This window comes from Tsukamurella spumae, assembly GCF_012396015.1.
Taxonomy (GTDB): domain Bacteria; phylum Actinomycetota; class Actinomycetes; order Mycobacteriales; family Mycobacteriaceae; genus Tsukamurella; species Tsukamurella spumae.
Genome location: NZ_JAAXOQ010000005.1, coordinates 109815 through 126089 on the forward strand (window position 1 = coordinate 109815; position 16275 = coordinate 126089).

A 16275-nucleotide genomic window follows, 5' to 3' on the forward strand; every position below is an offset into this window, starting at 1 on the left:
GCGCGTGACCGCCGACGCCGCGATAGCGGCACGGACGTGGGCGCGGGAGGCCGGCATCTGGCTTCCCGCGCCACCGACCGACGCCTCGCGTGAGGTGTCGTTCTCGGTCGGACTTGAGTGGGCCGCACCGTATCTCGCTGCGCACCAGGACTTGCCGACGTTCGGGACGCCCGCGTGGCGCGACGAGACCGAGCAGCGCCGCAAGACCGCGGCGGCCGTCGTGGCCGCCCTCGACTGGGCGATGCGGATCGAGGCCAGAACCACCGCGCGTATCGCCGCGTCGCACTCCGTGAGCGAAGCCGCGAACTGGCCAGCCATAGGGCGCATTCCGTCTCATGAGGTTCGGTGCACGATGCCCGACTACATCCCTAGGAGGGCCGCATGACAGCCGAACACACCGGTGTGGGCCGTCAGCTCCGCATCACCCGCGGCACCGAGGTCCGTGCGCGCCGGATCCGATGGCTTATTGAGCACTGGATTCCGCTCGGCGCGCTCACACTGCTCGCTGGCCGCGAAGGGCTGGGCAAGTCCACGATCGCCTGTTGGTGGGCGGCGTGGATCACGCGCATGGGGCAGAACATCGTCTATATCCACACCGAGGACAGCCGGGAGCACACCGTCGCGCCGCGACTACGGGCCGCGGGCGCGGACATGGACCGCGTTCTGTTCATCGACGTGGCGACGGACTACACCGAGAACGGCAACCTCGTCCTACCGCTCGACAACGAGGCGTTGGAAGTGCTGTGCGTCGACCATGACGTGAAGCTCGTCGTGCTCGACGCCGCCACCTCGGCGATGCACTCGTCCCTGTCGGGCAAGGACGATCGGCAGGTCCGGCAGTTCCTCGAGCCGCTCTCGCAGATGGCCGCACGCCTCGACATCGTCGTGCTCGGCCTGGTCCACTTCGGCAAGCGCGACGGGGACGACAGCGGCAAGCTCATCCTCGGCTCAATCGCGTGGTCCCAGGTCGCCCGTTCGGTGCTCTCGGTGGCCGCCGACGACGACGCCGGGCACCTGGTGGTCACGAACACAAAGGGCAACCTCGCCACGCGCACACACTCCGAGGCGTGCCGCATCGTCACGCGCACCATCGACACCGAGGACGGCTCCGCCGAGATCGGCGCCGCCGAGTGGATCGGCGAGGTGTCCACCGACGCCCGCGACCTGTTGGCCGGCGATCGCAGCAGCGACCACCAGGAGGTCGACGACTGGCTTCGCGCTCAGCTCAAGGGCGGGCGCGTCAAGGCGACCGAGTTGTACTCGGCGGCCGACGCGGCCGGGCACTCCAAGGACGGCGCGAAGCGCGCCAAGAAGCGCCTCGGTGTCCTGGCGATCAAGGACGGAACGTGGTGGTGGGAGCTCCCCAGTCAAGGGAGCTCCGACCAAGGGAGCACGCCCGATCCCCATGCACGCTCCCTTGCTCCCTTGCTCCCTTCCAGGTCAGAGGGGGTGCCAAGGGAGCACGACAGCCAAGGGAGCAAGGGAGCGCATGAAGGGGTGGGCCTGCTCCCTTGCGCCGCGTGCGGCTTCCCGATCACCGCGCCCACCGATGTTGAGCGCGAGCAACGACGACACGACAGCTGTATCGAGAAGGAGTCAGCATGACTATGTCGAACCGTGACCACACGCAGGACGGCATCGACCATGCCCTTGCCCTCGCCACCCTCGCCGCCGAGCACACGGACGAGCAGACCAAGGATGCGAACCTCGCCGCCTACATGTCCACGTTGGGGCGGGTCGAGATGAAGCACACCATCGCAGTGTTCCCACATCTGCTCGGCGCGATCATCGCGGCGTGGATGCAGGACCGCGAGCAGCTCGGCCTCATCGAGCACGCCCTCTCACCCGCCGAGTTCATCCGCACTACCGCCGAGTTCTGGGCCGTCGAGAAGGAGTGGAACCTGTGATGCGGGCGTGCGCCGACTGCGGCGAGCCCACCGAGGCGTACGGACGGTGCGGGGACTGCGCCGCCTCGCCGGTCGCCCAGGCGCCCGGCCGGCACCCGAGCAAGAGCAGCACGGCCCGCGGGTACGGCACGGCGTGGCGCAAGCTGTCCGAGCGCGCCCGCCGGATGCAGCCCTGGTGCTCGAGCTGCGGATCGCACGACGACCTCACGTGCGACCACTCGCCCGAGGCATGGGAGCGCTACCTCGCGGGCAAGCCGATCCGCCCCGTCGACGTGGACGTGCTGTGCCGCCGCTGCAACAGCGAGAAGGGCCGCGCACGCCCTGATGCCTCGCCCCGGCCCTCAGCGCCACGCTCAGGCACCAGGGGGATGGGGGTCACGTCGGGGGGCCCGACCCATGGGGGGGGAGGCTAAGTTTCACTCTGGATTGAGCGCAGGGCGCTCAACTCTCGGATCCGGCTACCTGGTGGGCGCCCTGTGACCGCCCCGACGCGCCTGAAAGCGGGCGTCAAGAAGGCGATCGAGGTCGAGCCGTTCGACTTCTCGGACTGGCCGGCGGACTTCGCTGAGCGGGTGATCCGGTTCATCGAGACCTATTGCACGATCCCGACGGGCGTCGGCGCGGGTGAGCTGGTGGTGCTCGCGGAGTTTCAGCGCGAGATCATCCGCGGCACGTTTGCGCCCGGTATCCGGCAGGCCCTCGTCTCCATGCCTCGTGCGAACGCCAAGACGACGCTGGCCGCCATGATCGCCCTCGCGGTGCTGCACCTGGTCGAGGACTCGCCCGAGGTGCTTGTCGTGGCGTCGGATGCTCGGCAGGCCACTATCACGCTGCGCATGGCGCGGCGAATGACCGAGCTGAATGAGGATCTGCTCGCGCGGACTCACGTGTACAAGGACTCGCTGCGGACGCCGCAGAACGATGGGCTGCTGCAACCGCTCCCGGCGGATCCGGCGGCGCTGCATGGCTGGAATCCGCGACTGCTCATCTGCGACGAGCTGCACGTGGTCACCGAGGACACGTGGGAGGCCGCCTCATCGGTGGCGGGCAAGCGGCCCGTGTCGACGACGCTCGCGATCTCGACCCCGTCGACTTCGCAGGAGTCGGTCATGTGGCGTCTTGTGCAGCACGGGCGTACCGGCGACGATCCGGCGTTCTACCTACGTGAGTTCTCCGCCCCTGAGGGGTGCGAGCTCGACGACGTGGCAGCGTGGCGTGAGGCCAATCCGGCGATGACGTGCGACCCGCCGTTCCTCGCCGAGGACGGTATGCGCGCGGCCATGCGCACCCTGCGCGAGGGACCGTTCCGGCAATTGCGCCTCGGCCAGTGGGTCGGGCAGGTCGACCGCTGGCTGCCGTGGGGCGTGTGGGAGCCGCTGGCCGCGCCGCGCAAGCTCAAGCGCACCGACAAGGTCGTGCTGGCCTTCGATGGGTCCGCGTCGGGCGATAACACCGCGCTCGTCGGCTGCACCGTCGGGCCGGACCCGTACGTGTTTCTCGTCGCCCTGTGGGACAACCCCGGTGATCCGCGGTGGCGGGTGCCTCGCGAGGACGTGGCGGCCAAGGTCGCCGAGTGCTTCGAGTCGATGAACGTCGTCGAGCTGGCCGCGGACCCGTGGGGGTGGCGCTCGGAGCTGGAGGCGTGGGCGAAGAAGTTCGGTGCCAAGCGGGTGGTCGAGTACAACACCGCGCACGCCACTCGCATGGCGCCGGCCACGGACCGGTTCTACGGCGCGGTGGTCGATGGGCGTCTCGCTCACGACGGCAACGACCGCCTCGCCGAGCACCTCGGAAACGCCGTCGCCAAGCGCACCCCGATGGGCGACCTCGTCGCCAAGGACAAGAAGAACAGCAAGCACAAGATCGACGCCGCCGTGGCGGCCATCATCGCCCTCGACAGGGCAGCGTTCCACTCCAACAAGAAGTCCACTCGCGCAAGGAGTTTCAAGTGACCACCGATCTGACGACCAACCTGCTGCAGCTCATCGACCAGCCGCTCGCCCGGCACACCGCGCTTGAGCGGTACTACGCCGGCAGCCAGCCGCTCGCCTTCCTCTCGCCCGAGGCGCGCAAGGCCCTCGGCGACCGCCTCGGCCGCATGTCCAGCAACATCCCCCGCCTGGCCGTGAACAGTGTGGCCGAGCGGCTGCGGGTGACCGGGTTCACCGGCGCTGACGTGTGGGCCGACTGGATCCGCAACGACCTCGACCAGCTCGCCCCGGTACTGCACCGCGAGGCGCTGTTGCTCGGCACCGGCTACGCGCTCGTCTGGGCCGGGCCGGATGGCCGCCCGCAGGTGAGCATCGAGAGCGCGCGGCAGTGCTCGATGATCCTCGACCCCGGCACCCGCCGCCCTGTGGCCGCGGCGAAGCGGTGGACCACCGACACCACCACCGAGGCCACGATCTTCGAGCCCCACCAGATCACCCGCCTGCGGGCGAACAACACCGGCGCCACCACGGCCGGGTTCACCGTGATCGACCAGTGGGAGAACACCCTGGGCGTCGTGCCGCTGGTGCGACTGGCGAACACCGATCGGATCCTCGGCGACCCCGTCAGCGAGATCGACGACCTGGTGCCGCTCGTCGACGCCCTCAACAAGACCCTCGCGGACATGCTCGTCGGCTCCGAGTTCTACGCCCGGCCCCGCCGCTGGGCGACCGGCCTCGAGCTCGAGGAGCGCGAGCGTCGCGACGACGCGGGCGCGGTGGTCCTCGACGACGAGGGGGAGCCGATCATGGACGCGGTCAATCCCATCGAGGAGAACGACCGCATGGCCGTCAACGAGTCCTCCGAGGGCAAGTTCGGGCAGTTCGAGGCCGCGGACCTCGGCAGCTACGAGTCGTCGGTGCGGATCCTCGTCTCGCAGATCATGGCCGTGTCGTCGCTGCCGGCGCACTACATCGGCGTGCTGTCCTCGCAGCCCTCGTCCGCGGACGCCCTGCGGGCCGCCGAGGCCGCGCTCACCGCCCGCGCCGAGGCCCGGCAGCAGACGTTCGGCCGCGCCTGGGAGCAGGTCGCCCGCCTCATCGTCGCCGTGCGCGACGGGGCAGACCCCGAGACCGTCGAGGCCCGCGTGCAGTGGGCGGACCCGGCGACCCGCTCGGTGGCGCAGGAGGCCGACGCGGTGGTCAAGCTCTACCAGTCCGGCCTGCTGCCCGCGGACTACGCGCTCGCCAAGCTCGGATACTCCGACGACGACGTGGCGAAGATCCGCACCGCGCGCCGCACCGAGCAGCTCGACAAGGCCGCCGTCGACGGCCTGGGCGCGGCGTGAGCGGCTTCGCCGACCGGCTCGCCGCGCTGGCAGCCTCGACCGACCGCCGCGTCATGGCGCTGTACGACTCGTACGAGGCCGGGCGGATCACCGCCGAGGAGTTCGTCGAGCTGGCCGAGCAGGTGCTCGACGCCGGGGCCGAGCGGGCCGCAGCGGTCGCGGACGTGGCCGCCGCCGCGGTCGCCGGGGCCGCGATCGGTGGCGTGCTGCTGCCGCTCGGCGCCCCGCGGCCCTCGCTCGCCGAGCTGGCCGCCGAGGTCGACGCGCAGGATCCCGTCGGCCGGCCCCTGAACACGCTGCTCGACGACCGCACGGCGCTGTCGATCGAGGCGCAGGACCGCGTCAAGGTCACCGGTCAGGCGGTCCTCAAGCGCGCCCTGCGCGAGCACGGCGTCAAGAAGTGGCGCCGCCGCCTCGACGGTGGCGCGTGCGAGCTGTGCCGCAAGCTCGCCGAGACCACGTTGCCGATCACGGCGCGGATGTACCGACACCGCAACTGCGGCTGCACAACTCAACCCATCACCAGCAAGGAGAACGACCAGTGACCGCACCCCAGAGCACCACCGAGACCACCGAGCCGACTGCACCCGAGGGCGAGCAGGCCGCCCCCGACGCGCTCGATACCGAGCCCCAGGACCAGCCCGAGGGTGACACGTTCCCCCGCGCGTACGTCGAGGAACTGCGCACCGAGAACCGTGAGCGCCGCATGGCCGCCGAGGAGGCGACGGGCCGGGCCGACGCTCTCGCCGGCCGCCTGCACGCCGCGCTCGTCGCTGCGACCGGCAAGCTCGCCGATCCCAGCGACCTCCCGTTCGACGCCGCGCACCTCGACGACGACGCCGCCCTCACCGAGGCGATCGACGAGCTGCTCGCCCGCAAGCCGCACCTCGCGGCCCGGCGCGTGGCCGGGGACGTAGGCCAGGGTGCCCGTGGCGGGGCCGAGTCGGTCGACCTCATCGGGCTCATGCGCTCACGCGCCTAACGAACATGGTTGCCACTCAGGCCCGCTCCCGTGCGATACTGGGAGCGGGCCTGATGCCCATTTCCGCCGTGAGGCTCGACGCCGAGGCATTCACACCTCACGTCTGGAGAACATCATGGCTCCCGCCACCACTACCGCGAATCCCACGCTTCTGCAGGAGCAGATCGCCAACATTCTCGTCGCCCCGCTCGAGGCCGCCTCGGTCGTCCTCGCCGCCGGCCCCCAGATCTTCGACACCGCCTCGCCGCTGCGGATCCCGCGACTGACCGGCGGCGCCACTGTCGGGTTCGTCGCCGAGGGCGCCGTCATCCCCGAATCGGGTGTCGCGTTCGACGAGGTCAAGCTCATGCCCTCGGACCGCAAGAGCCTCAAGGTCATCACCAGCGTCACCAATGAGCTGCTGCGGCAGTCCGTGATCGGCCTCGACGCCGTGCTCAAGACCCGCCTGGTCACCGATACCGCGAACGCCCTCGACACCGCGCTCCTGACCGGCACCGGTGCCACCAAGTCGATCACCGGCCTGGTCAACCAGACCGGCGTGCAGACCGGCGTGCTCGACGTGACCGACGCCGACAGCCTGCTCGACGCGCTCGCCCTCGCCCACGCCGCCGAGGTCACCCCGAACCGCTGGTTCATCAACAGCCAGGACTTCATCGCCCTGCGCAAGATCAAGGACACCAGCGGCAAGTACATCCTGCAGGCCGACCTCACCGCGGACGCGACCTACCTCCTGTTCGGCATCGCCGTCACCGTCACCAACAAGCTGCCCGCGGGCAAGGCCGCGCTGGTCGACATGAACCAGGTCGCCATCGCCCGCGACATCGACCCCAGCGTGACCATCGACGCGGGCGGCGACTACTTCAAGACCGACAGCCAGGGCATCCGCGTCGTCACCCGCTACGACCTCGGCCTGCTGCACCCGCAGGGCGTCGTGATCCTCAACAAGGCGCCGTAGCCCGTGGCCGCGACCACCGGTGCCGACGTTGCCTCGCTGCTCGACCGCAGCAGCGAGGCGGCGTTCGTCGCCGTCTGCAACCAGGCCGTGAGCATCGCCCGCGCCCTGTGCTCGGCGTACACCCGCGGCCGCGGCTTCACCGCAGGCGTCGGCACCGACGAGCTCGAGACCGTCGTGCGGCTCGTCGCCATCCGCTACGCCACCAACCCCGAGAACCTGCGCGCCGAACAGCTCGGCGACTACAAGCGCGACATGCAGGTGATCGACGGGTTCACCCTCGCCGAGCAAGTGGTGCTCAACCGCTACCGGAAGCGTGCCCGGTGATCCCCAAGCGGCTCCTGCCGCAGAAGGTCACGTACGCGCCCTACCTCGGCAGCGGCCCCGAGGGCGACGTGTACGACGATCCCATCACCGTGCCGGCGCGCGTGCAGTTCCAGAACAAGCTCATCCGCGACAACACCGGCGTCGAGGTGATCTCCGCGGCCACGATCTACCTACAGCCGCAGACCACACCGCCCACCGTCGGCACGCTCGTCGATCTCCCCGACGGCACCTCGCGCCCCGTCATCGCCTTCGCGCTCACCGTCGGGGCGCGCACCACCGAACTGCTCACCGTCGAGGTGAGCTGAGCGCCGGGGGCCGGCCGGAGAACTAGGAATCCGCCGACCGGCCCCTGGACGCCCACACACGGGCCGCGACCCGATGCAGTCGGGGTACGCGGCAAGGACCGGCACCGTCACGGGTGACATACCGCCGGTCCTGGGGCCGTCCCGCACCACGCGGGGCGGCCCTTTCCCGTACCTTCACGGAATGAACGACGACCGTGTTGCTGCCAAGCTGGCCTCGATCCACTGGAAGGAGGAGCAGTACCTGCGCAACCGCGCCGGCCGCGAGCGCCAGGACCACATAGCGATCCAGCGGTCAATTCTCGAGCGTCATCAGCCGCAAGATGGCGCGTGGGGCGCGCCCTGCACTGGCGATCACGACCCCGCGGTCGCGTGGCCCTGCGAGACGGTTCTCAGCGCCGACAACCCCGTGAACTACCTCGACTAGCGGCAGATCATTGGGCACATACTGGGCACGCGCTCCGCTGATACTGCTCTGACCTGCTGTAAAGCCGGTCGGGATGACAGGATTTGAACCTGCGACCCTTCGCTCCCAAAGCGAATGCGCTACCAAGCTGCGCCACATCCCGTGATCACTTGAGTGACCAGGTAGAGCGTACCCGGGGTGGTGGACCCGACCGCGCCCGCGTCGCTGCGACGAGTCGCGGATGGTTCGTCGGAACTGACTGCTGCTAACCAATTCCTGCAGGCTGGCAAACTGGTCGGATGACGAGAACGCGCGGCACCCTGCTGCTGGCATCCCTGCTCGCCACCACCGTGCTGACCGTGGTCCTCGGGACCACCGACCCCGCCGCGCCGCTCACGTACCCGAGCCGGTTCCTCATCTGGAACCTCTTCCTCGCCTGGATTCCGATGCTGTTCGCGCTCGGCTTCCAGGCGGTGCGGCGCCGCTGGGCGCTCGTCCCGCTCGGGCTGGGCTGGCTGGCGTTCCTGCCGAACTCGCCGTACCTGGTGACCGATCTCGTGCACCTCGGGGACGGCGAGAACATGTGGCGGCACGTGCTCCAGTACGGGTTCGCGGCGTGGACGGGGATCCTGCTCGGCGTGGTCTCGATGCTGCTGGTGCACCGTCGCGTGCAGCGCGAGTTCGGCGCGCGGTGGGGCTGGCTCGTGGTGCTGTTGTCCGTCGGACTGTGCGCGATCGGCGTCGTGATCGGGCGGTTCCAGCGCTGGAACTCGTGGGACCTGGTGACGCGGCCGGACGCCGTCGTGTTCGCCACGCTCGACTGGGTGACCTCGCCCTTCTCGTACGTGCAGTCCACCGGGGTCGCGGCTGCGGTGGCGGCGTTCTTCGGGCTCGCGTACCTGACGATCTTCTCCCTCACGCCGCCGGTCGCCGCGGAGACGGAGGCGGCCCCGGACCGCGTGTGAAGGGCGTACCGTCGACCACGTGTACCTGGAGCGATTCGTCGCGGACGGCTACCTGGACGCCGACCGCGCAGACAGGCTCGGCTGGGAGTCCGGGCGGTACGCCTCGCGGATCTATCTGATCGTGGGCGGGCGGCGCCTGCTCGCGCAGAACCTGCCGCTGTGCTGGGCGGACCTCGATGTCGCGCCGGGCACGCCGATATCCCTGGAAGTCACCAGTGGGAACCGCGGACTGCTCGAGGACGAGCAGCGTGCCATCGCGGGGTTCGCGGACCGCTTCCGCGAGGTTCTGATCCCGCCGCAGCCGCGCCGGGCCGGCCGCTGGTGGTCCCGCAGGGGCTGATGCCCCGCCCGTCGGTGTCGGTCCGAGATGGTCGGATCCGTCAAGCTTCGAGCGGGTCACGCCCCTCGAGGAGGGCGGCCAGGACGTGCGCCTGACTGATCCCTTGCGCCTTGGACGCGGTCAGCAGCGTGACGGGCCCGTTCGCCACGAGCTTCGCGAGATCCGCGTACGCCGCCGCGGCTTCGGGCTCCGCGAGCTCGGCGCGGTAGCGCGAGACGAACTCGGGGTACTTCGCCGGATCGTGCTCGTACCACCGGCGCAGCTCGGTGGTCGGCGCCACCTGTTTGCACCACTCGAACAGGTCGGCCCGGTCCGTGCTGACCCCGCGCGGCCACAGTCGGTCGACGAGGACCCGCTTCCCATCCGTGGCCTCCTCGGCCTCGTACACCCGCTTGACCCGGACCGTCATGTCGCGCCCTCCATCGTTCGCTCGGCTGCGATGCGCCTCGCGTCTCGCAGCACCTCCTCCAGCATGGCCGGTGTGAGTCGTCCGGTGAAGGTGTTCTGCTGGCTCACATGGAAACACCCGAGGACGGTGAGCCGGCGTCCGTCCGGGTGCCGCAGGTCCACGCGTGCGCCGTGGCCGAACTTCGGGCGGGGACGGGGGATGGTCCAGCCGCCCTCCGTGAGCACGGAGAACAGTGCCTGCCAACCGAACCCGCCCAGCACGACGGCGACGCGCACCGTCGGGAGGAGTTCGAATTCGCGCGCCAGGAAGGGGGAGCACGTGCGGCGCTCGTCCGGGGTCGGCTTGTTGTCCGGCGGCGCACAATGGACGGGGGAGCTGATCCGCACGTCGACGAGCTCGAGGCCGTCGTCGATCGCGGTGGCCGTGGGCTGATTCGCCAGGCCCACCGCGTGCAGCGCGGCGAACAACACGTCCCCGCTGCGATCGCCGGTGAACATCCGGCCCGTGCGGTTCGCGCCGTGCGCCGCGGGCGCCAGCCCGACGATGAGGATCGACGCGTCGACCGGCCCGAACCCGGGAATCGGCTTGCCCCAGTAGGTCTGGTCCGCGAAGGACGCGCGTTTGACCCGCGCGACCTCCTCGCGCCAGGCGACGAGCCGCGGGCACGCCCGGCAGGTGGTGATCAGCGCGTCCAGCTCCGGCACGGTCCGCGCGCGTCCCGCCGCCGACGGTGCCGCCTCCGGCCGGGTGGATCGGACTCGCGTGGGCATGCTTCGAGCCTATGCCCGTGGCGGTACGGCGCGGGGGCGACGAACCTCCGCTGGGATGCGAAGAAAACCTGCTCCGGATATGGGCGAGGCCGGTGGCACCTGTAACGCGCCCCGGCCTCTGTTTTCACTGAGCGGTTTACAGTCACGCTCACGAACTTGAGTACCACGATAGCAGGGTTCGTCGAGTATTCGAAATCGTGTACGACGCGCGCAGGTCGAACTCCGGCTGTGGGTGCGTCTACTGCAGTGCGAGCCCGATGCCCAGGAACACCACCGCGAGCAGCGGCGCGACGCCCTGGATCGAGGCCGCGCGGAGCTTGGTCCGGTCGGAGAGGGCCAGCACGAGGGCCGCCGCCAGCATCGAGCCGACGCCCACCAGGATCAGGGTCGCGCCGACCGCGCGCTGCGGCCCGAACAGCGCGAGCCCGAGGAACACCGCGACCGCGAGGAACAGGTTGTAGAAGCCCTGATTGAAGGCGAGCGGCCGGGTGATCTCCGCCGTCTCCTCGGTCGTGCCGAAGGCGCCGCGCGCCCGCGCCGAGGTCCACGCGATCGATTCCAGGTAGAAGATGAAGCAGTGTAGGAGCGCCGCGACGGCGGCGAGGACGAGTCCGACGAGGATCATGCGCTCATCATCGCTGATCGCCCGACCGCCCATGCCCCCGCCCCGGCCCGTCGGCGTCCGCCCGGGCTGTCAGGGGCCCGGAACCGTCGCGTACGATTGTCCGAGTGCCGTGGGCCCGACGGGGCCCCGTGCTGCCCGCAGGAAACCGCACATCAGGCGGCCTCCTGCTGATACCAACCCGAGGAGAACGAGTGAAGAGCACCGTCGAGCAGCTGAGCCCGACTCGCGTCCGCCTGAGTGTCGAGGTTCCCTTCGACGAGCTCGCGCCCGATTTCGATCGCGCCTATGAGACGCTCGCGCAGCAGGTCAACATCCCCGGCTTCCGCAAGGGCAAGGCCCCCGCGAAGCTGATCGAGGCGCGCGTCGGCCGCGATGCCGTGCTCTCGCAGGTGATCAACGACGCGCTGCCCGGCAAGTACAGCCAGGCCGTCCTCGACGCCGAGGTCAAGGCTCTGGGGCAGCCCGAGATCGACATCGACAAGCTCGAGTACGGCGAGACCTTCTCGTTCACCGCCGAGGTCGACGTGCGCCCGGAGATCACGCTGCCCGACTACTCGGCCATCGAGGTCGAGGTCCCGTCGCTCGAGGTGACGGATGCCGATGTCGACGAGCAGATCGAGGGCCTGCGCGCCCGCTTCGGCACCCTCAAGGGCGTCGAGCGCGCCGTCGAGACCGGCGACTTCATCACCATCGACCTGTCGGCCACCGTCGACGGTGCGGACGTCGAGGACGCCAAGACCACCGGTCTGTCGCACGAGGTCGGCAACGGCCAGCTGATCGACGGCCTCGACGAGGCGGTCGTCGGCCTGTCGGCGGGCGAGTCGAAGACCTTCCCGACCACCCTGGTGGCCGGCGAGTTCGCGGGCAAGGAGGCGGACGTCACCGTCGTCGTCGGTTCCGTCAAGGAGCGCGAGCTGCCCGAGCTGGACGACGAGTTCGCCCAGCTGGCGAGCGAGTTCGACACCGTCGACGAGCTGCGCGCCGACCTGCGTGAGCGCGTCGAGCAGAACAAGAAGCTGGGCCAGGCCGCGGACATCCGCGACGCCGTGCTCGACAAGCTGCTCGAGTCCGTCGAGGTCCCGCTGCCCGAGGCCGTCGTCAAGGAGCAGACCGACGCCAACGTGCACGACGTGCTGCACCAGGTGGGCCACAACGAGGAGCTCCTCGAGACCGCGCTCAAGGCGCAGGGCACCACGCGCGAGGAGTTCGAGAACCAGGCCCGCGAGTCGGCCGAGAAGCAGGTGAAGGTCCAGCTGCTGCTCGACGCGATCGCGGACGCCCAGGACGTGCAGGTCGACCAGCAGGAGCTGCAGGAGCACATCCTGTTCCAGTCGCAGCGCTACGGTGTGCAGCCCGCCGAGTTCATCCAGCAGATCCAGCAGGCCGGGCAGCTGCCCGCCCTGTTCCAGGAGGTCCGCCGGGGCAAGGGCCTCGCGGACGTCGTGCTCGAGGTGACGGTCAAGGACGCCGACGGCAACGCCGTCGACACCAAGGCCCTGTTCGACCGTGACGACGCCGGCGAGGAGCTGGCCGAGGAGGCCGCGTCCGAGGAGGCCGTGGTCGCCGAGGCCGAGGAGATCACCGCCGAGGACTCCGCGAAGTAGGCCCGTCGCACGATCGCCCCGCAGCCGGAATCGGCTGCGGGGCTTTCTGCCCTCAGCGGAGCCGGGCGCGCCGGGGGACGTTCCGTCCCTGTGCGTTCGTTAGTGTCGATGTCAGCAAAGAAAGGCAGGGAGCAGCGGATGACCTCCAACCCCATCATGCGGACCGGACTCGCCGGTTTGAACCTCAACGATTCGGTGTACAGCCGCCTCCTGGAGTCGCGGATCATCTTCCTCGGCAGTGAGGTGAACGACGACATCGCGAACCAGCTCTGCGCGCAGATGCTGCTGCTCTCCGCGGAGGATCCGACCAAGGACATCAACCTCTACATCAACTCGCCCGGCGGCAGCATCTCCGCCGGCATGGCGATCTTCGACACCATGGAGTTCGTCGAGTGCGATGTCGCGACCTACGCGATGGGCATGGCGGCGTCGATGGGCGAGTTCCTGCTCGCCGCGGGCGCCAAGGGCAAGCGCTACGCGCTCCCGCACGCGCGCATCATGATGCATCAGCCGTCCGCAGGCATCGGCGGCACCGCGGCCGATATCGCGATCCAGGCCGAGCTCTACCGCAAGACCAAGATCGAGATGAACCGCCTCAATGCGCAGTTCACCGGCCAGTCGATCGAGAAGATCGAGGCCGACGCGGACCGCGACAACTGGTTCACGGCCGAGGAGGCCCGCGATTACGGCTTCGTCGACCACGTCGTCAGCCGCGCGAGCGCCGTCAAGTAGCGAGAGGACTTCACTTCAATGACCGACGGTTTCCCCCAGAACACGGCGCAGGGTCTGCACCTGCCGCCGCAGTCCCGCTACACGATTCCGCAGTTCTTCGAGCGCGCCGCCAACGGTGAGCAGCGGGTCATGGACCCGTACGCCAAGCTCTTCGACGAGCGCATCATCTTCCTCAAGACCCAGGTCGACGAGGTCTCGGCGAACGACGTGATGGCGCAGCTGCTGGTGCTCGAGTCCCAGGACCCGGACCGCGACATCACGCTGTACATCAACTCGCCCGGCGGCAGCGTCTACGACGCGCTCGGCATCTACGACACGATGCAGTACGTCCACTGCGACGTGGCGACGGTCGTGCTCGGCACCGCGGCCTCCGCGGCGGCCATCCTGCTCGCCGGCGGCACGCCGGGTAAGCGCGCCGCGCTGCCCAACTCGACGGTGCTCATCCACCAGCCGCGCAGCGGCGGCGGTGCCCGCGGGCAGGTCTCGGACCTGGAGATCCAGGCGGCCGAGATCGAGCGCGTGCGCAACCGACTCGACGAGATCCTGGCGAACCACACGGGCCAGACCTTCGAGCAGATCCGCAAGGACACCGACCGCGACAACATCCTCACGGCCGACCAGGCCAAGGAGTACGGCATCGTCGACACGGTGTTCCCGTACCGCAAGGCGTCCGCCAAGTAATTCGAGCGGGTGACCGGGGGCGCGACACGCCGCGTGAGCGGGTTCCGCGACCCCCGGCGCCACCTGCAGCAAGCTGTTCATATCGGTCGCCGGGAGTTCGGTTCGCGGGTACCGTCGACATCAGAGATCGGCTGCCCTCGGGACCGCGGGCAGGCCAGTCATCGGCAAGGGAAGTAGGGCACGGCATGGCACGGATCGGGGACGGCGCAGACCTGTTGAAGTGCTCCTTCTGCGGAAAGAGCCAGAAGCAGGTCAAGAAGCTGATCGCCGGTCCCGGCGTGTACATCTGCGATGAGTGCATCGACCTGTGCAACGAGATCATCGAGGAGGAGCTCGCGGAGTCCAGCGATGTGAAGCTGGACGAGCTCCCCAAGCCGGTCGAGATCCGCGACTTCCTCGACAACTACGTGATCGGGCAGGACTCGGCGAAGCGGAATCTCGCGGTGGCGGTCTACAACCACTACAAGCGGATCCAGGCGGGCGAGCGCAAGGACGCGCGCGGCGAGAACGTGGAGCTGGCGAAGTCCAACATCCTCATGCTCGGCCCCACGGGCTGCGGCAAGACCTACCTCGCGCAGACGCTGGCGAAGATGCTCAACGTGCCCTTCGCCATCGCCGACGCCACCGCGCTCACCGAGGCGGGCTACGTCGGCGAGGACGTGGAGAACATCCTCCTCAAGCTGATCCAGGCCGCCGACTACGACGTCAAGCGCGCCGAGACCGGCATCATCTACATCGACGAGGTCGACAAGATCGCCCGCAAGAGCGAGAACCCGTCCATCACGCGCGACGTGTCCGGCGAGGGCGTGCAGCAGGCGCTGCTGAAGATCCTCGAGGGCACGCAGGCCAGCGTCCCGCCGCAGGGCGGCCGCAAGCACCCGCACCAGGAGTTCATCCAGATCGACACGACGAACGTGCTGTTCATCGTCGCCGGAGCCTTCGCCGGGCTGGAGAAGGTCGTGGGCGACCGGATCGGCAAGCGGGGCCTGGGGTTCGGCAACGAGGTGCGCACCAAGAGCGAGGTCGACACCGTCGACCACTTCGCCGACGTGCTGCCCGAGGACCTGATCAAGTTCGGCCTGATCCCGGAGTTCATCGGCCGGCTTCCCGTCATCGCCTCCGTGTCCAACCTGGACAAGGAGTCGCTGGTGTCGATCCTGTCGGAGCCGAAGAACGCCCTGGTCAAGCAGTATCAGCGCCTGTTCGAGATGGACGGCGTGGAGCTCGAGTTCGACGAGGACGCCCTCGGTGCCATCGCCGATCAGGCCATCCATCGCGGTACCGGTGCCCGCGGGCTCCGCGCGATCATGGAAGAGGTCCTCAACCCCGTGATGTTCGACATCCCCTCGCGTGACGATGTCGCGAAGGTCGTGGTCACGGGGGAGACGGTGCGCGACAACGTGCTGCCCACCATCGTGCCCCGCAAGCGCTCGCACGAGCGCCGCGAGAAGAGCGCCTGATTCCCACGCGCCAGCGGGTATCCTGAGCGATACGGATTAACTGTTTCGTACATTAGGAGCTGTGGCATGCCTGGCGAGATCGTCCTTCTCAACGGTCCGAACCTGAATCTGCTGGGACAGCGCGAGCCCGACACGTACGGGCGGGAGACGCTCGACGACGTGGTCGCGCTGGCTCGTTCGCGGGCGGAGCGATTCGGTCTGAAGGTGCGCGCGGAGCAGTCGAACCACGAAGGCGCTCTGATCGATTGGGTTCACGAGGCGCGCCTGGGTGCGGTGGGAGTGGTGATCAACCCCGGCGGTTACACCCACACCTCCGTGGCACTGCGCGATGCGCTGGTGACCCTGGAGGTCCCGCTCGTCGAGGTCCACATCAGCAACGTCCACGCCCGCGAGGCGTTCCGCAGTCACTCGTACGTCTCGCCGGTCGCCACCGGCGTGATCGCCGGATTGGGTATCGAGGGATACGGGCTGGCGGTGGACTTCATCGGTCGCCGGCTGGCCGGCGAATGAGTTCCGCAGCCGGCGTTGGTCTCGGC

22 protein-coding genes and 1 tRNA gene are annotated in these 16275 nt (G+C 69.2%); 19 read left to right on the plus strand and 4 right to left on the minus strand.

Annotated features, from left to right (window positions below; all coding sequences use genetic code 11):
• Nucleotides 1-4: 4 nt before the first annotated feature.
• The 12 genes from HF999_RS05365 (at nt 5) to HF999_RS05420 (ending at nt 8174) form a co-directional block, all read left to right on the plus strand.
• Nucleotides 5-385, plus strand: coding sequence for a DUF2742 domain-containing protein (locus HF999_RS05365; protein ID WP_168544872.1), 381 nt, complete (start codon nt 5-7; stop codon nt 383-385).
• Nucleotides 382-1605: an AAA family ATPase gene (locus HF999_RS05370; RefSeq protein WP_168544873.1), complete on the plus strand. Its 1224-nt coding sequence runs from the start codon at nt 382-384 to the stop codon at nt 1603-1605. The genes HF999_RS05365 and HF999_RS05370 overlap by 4 nt, the downstream gene beginning before the upstream one ends.
• The gene (locus HF999_RS05375; RefSeq protein WP_168544874.1) at nt 1602-1907 is read left to right on the plus strand and encodes a hypothetical protein; all 306 of its coding nucleotides are present in this window, start codon (nt 1602-1604) and stop codon (nt 1905-1907) included. The genes HF999_RS05370 and HF999_RS05375 overlap by 4 nt, the downstream gene beginning before the upstream one ends.
• The gene (locus HF999_RS05380) at nt 1904-2320 is read left to right on the plus strand and encodes a hypothetical protein (protein WP_168544875.1); all 417 of its coding nucleotides are present in this window, start codon (nt 1904-1906) and stop codon (nt 2318-2320) included. The genes HF999_RS05375 and HF999_RS05380 overlap by 4 nt, the downstream gene beginning before the upstream one ends.
• A gap of 63 nt (nt 2321-2383) precedes the next feature.
• The gene (locus tag HF999_RS05385; protein ID WP_312854027.1) at nt 2384-3859 is read left to right on the plus strand and encodes a terminase large subunit domain-containing protein; all 1476 of its coding nucleotides are present in this window, start codon (nt 2384-2386) and stop codon (nt 3857-3859) included.
• Nucleotides 3856-5184: a phage portal protein gene (locus HF999_RS05390; protein ID WP_312854028.1), complete on the plus strand. Its 1329-nt coding sequence runs from the start codon at nt 3856-3858 to the stop codon at nt 5182-5184. Before HF999_RS05385 ends, HF999_RS05390 begins: the two co-directional genes overlap by 4 nt.
• The gene (locus HF999_RS05395) at nt 5181-5729 is read left to right on the plus strand and encodes a hypothetical protein (RefSeq protein WP_168544876.1); all 549 of its coding nucleotides are present in this window, start codon (nt 5181-5183) and stop codon (nt 5727-5729) included. Before HF999_RS05390 ends, HF999_RS05395 begins: the two co-directional genes overlap by 4 nt.
• Nucleotides 5726-6166: a hypothetical protein gene (locus HF999_RS05400; protein WP_168544877.1), complete on the plus strand. Its 441-nt coding sequence runs from the start codon at nt 5726-5728 to the stop codon at nt 6164-6166. Before HF999_RS05395 ends, HF999_RS05400 begins: the two co-directional genes overlap by 4 nt.
• Nucleotides 6114-7121: a phage major capsid protein gene (locus HF999_RS05405; RefSeq protein WP_168544878.1), complete on the plus strand. Its 1008-nt coding sequence runs from the start codon at nt 6114-6116 to the stop codon at nt 7119-7121. Before HF999_RS05400 ends, HF999_RS05405 begins: the two co-directional genes overlap by 53 nt.
• Before the next feature lie 3 nt (nt 7122-7124).
• Nucleotides 7125-7445 (plus strand): hypothetical protein, encoded by a 321-nt coding sequence (locus tag HF999_RS05410; protein ID WP_168544879.1) that lies wholly within the window; start codon nt 7125-7127, stop codon nt 7443-7445.
• A complete protein-coding gene (locus tag HF999_RS05415; RefSeq protein WP_168544880.1) occupies nt 7442-7750 on the plus strand; it encodes a hypothetical protein in 309 nt (102 codons plus the stop codon). The genes HF999_RS05410 and HF999_RS05415 overlap by 4 nt, the downstream gene beginning before the upstream one ends.
• 181 nt (nt 7751-7931) lie before the next feature.
• The gene (locus tag HF999_RS05420) at nt 7932-8174 is read left to right on the plus strand and encodes a hypothetical protein (protein ID WP_168544881.1); all 243 of its coding nucleotides are present in this window, start codon (nt 7932-7934) and stop codon (nt 8172-8174) included.
• 68 nt (nt 8175-8242) lie between these two features.
• Here the strand turns inward: HF999_RS05420 and HF999_RS05425 are convergent.
• Nucleotides 8243-8316, minus strand: a tRNA-Pro gene (locus HF999_RS05425).
• A gap of 136 nt (nt 8317-8452) precedes the next feature.
• Here HF999_RS05425 and HF999_RS05430 point away from each other — a divergent pair.
• Both HF999_RS05430 and HF999_RS05435 read left to right on the plus strand, forming a co-directional pair.
• Nucleotides 8453-9118, plus strand: coding sequence for a DUF1361 domain-containing protein (locus HF999_RS05430; RefSeq protein ID WP_168544882.1), 666 nt, complete (start codon nt 8453-8455; stop codon nt 9116-9118).
• A 19-nt stretch (nt 9119-9137) separates the two neighbouring features.
• Nucleotides 9138-9458, plus strand: coding sequence for a hypothetical protein (locus HF999_RS05435; RefSeq protein ID WP_168544883.1), 321 nt, complete (start codon nt 9138-9140; stop codon nt 9456-9458).
• Nucleotides 9459-9498: 40 nt separating this feature from the next.
• On the opposite strand, the gene HF999_RS05440 is transcribed toward HF999_RS05435, so the two are convergent.
• The 3 genes from HF999_RS05440 to HF999_RS05450 all read right to left on the minus strand — a co-directional run bounded on the left by HF999_RS05440 (nt 9499) and on the right by HF999_RS05450 (nt 11262).
• Nucleotides 9499-9867: a DUF488 domain-containing protein gene (locus tag HF999_RS05440; protein WP_168544884.1), complete on the minus strand. Its 369-nt coding sequence runs from the start codon at nt 9865-9867 to the stop codon at nt 9499-9501.
• Nucleotides 9864-10637, minus strand: coding sequence for a uracil-DNA glycosylase (locus tag HF999_RS05445; protein WP_168544885.1), 774 nt, complete (start codon nt 10635-10637; stop codon nt 9864-9866). The genes HF999_RS05440 and HF999_RS05445 overlap by 4 nt, the downstream gene beginning before the upstream one ends.
• Before the next feature lie 238 nt (nt 10638-10875).
• Nucleotides 10876-11262: a DUF1304 domain-containing protein gene (locus tag HF999_RS05450; RefSeq protein WP_168544886.1), complete on the minus strand. Its 387-nt coding sequence runs from the start codon at nt 11260-11262 to the stop codon at nt 10876-10878.
• A gap of 191 nt (nt 11263-11453) precedes the next feature.
• Here HF999_RS05450 and tig point away from each other — a divergent pair, with 191 nt between their 5' ends.
• The 5 genes from tig (at nt 11454) to aroQ (ending at nt 16249) form a co-directional block, all read left to right on the plus strand.
• A complete protein-coding gene (gene tig, locus HF999_RS05455; protein ID WP_168544887.1) occupies nt 11454-12866 on the plus strand; it encodes a trigger factor in 1413 nt (470 codons plus the stop codon).
• A gap of 138 nt (nt 12867-13004) precedes the next feature.
• The gene (locus HF999_RS05460) at nt 13005-13598 is read left to right on the plus strand and encodes an ATP-dependent Clp protease proteolytic subunit (protein ID WP_210733490.1); all 594 of its coding nucleotides are present in this window, start codon (nt 13005-13007) and stop codon (nt 13596-13598) included.
• Between the two features lie 18 nt (nt 13599-13616).
• Nucleotides 13617-14279, plus strand: a complete 663-nt coding sequence (locus tag HF999_RS05465) for an ATP-dependent Clp protease proteolytic subunit (RefSeq protein WP_168544888.1) — start codon at nt 13617-13619, stop codon at nt 14277-14279.
• Between the two features lie 185 nt (nt 14280-14464).
• Complete coding sequence (gene clpX, locus HF999_RS05470) at nt 14465-15739, plus strand: ATP-dependent Clp protease ATP-binding subunit ClpX (protein ID WP_168544889.1); 1275 nt, start codon at nt 14465-14467, stop codon at nt 15737-15739.
• A 66-nt stretch (nt 15740-15805) separates the two neighbouring features.
• Nucleotides 15806-16249 carry a type II 3-dehydroquinate dehydratase gene (gene aroQ, locus HF999_RS05475; RefSeq protein ID WP_168544890.1) on the plus strand — a complete coding sequence of 148 codons (444 nt, stop codon included), beginning with the start codon at nt 15806-15808 and terminating at the stop codon, nt 16247-16249.
• Nucleotides 16250-16275: the final 26 nt, after the last annotated feature.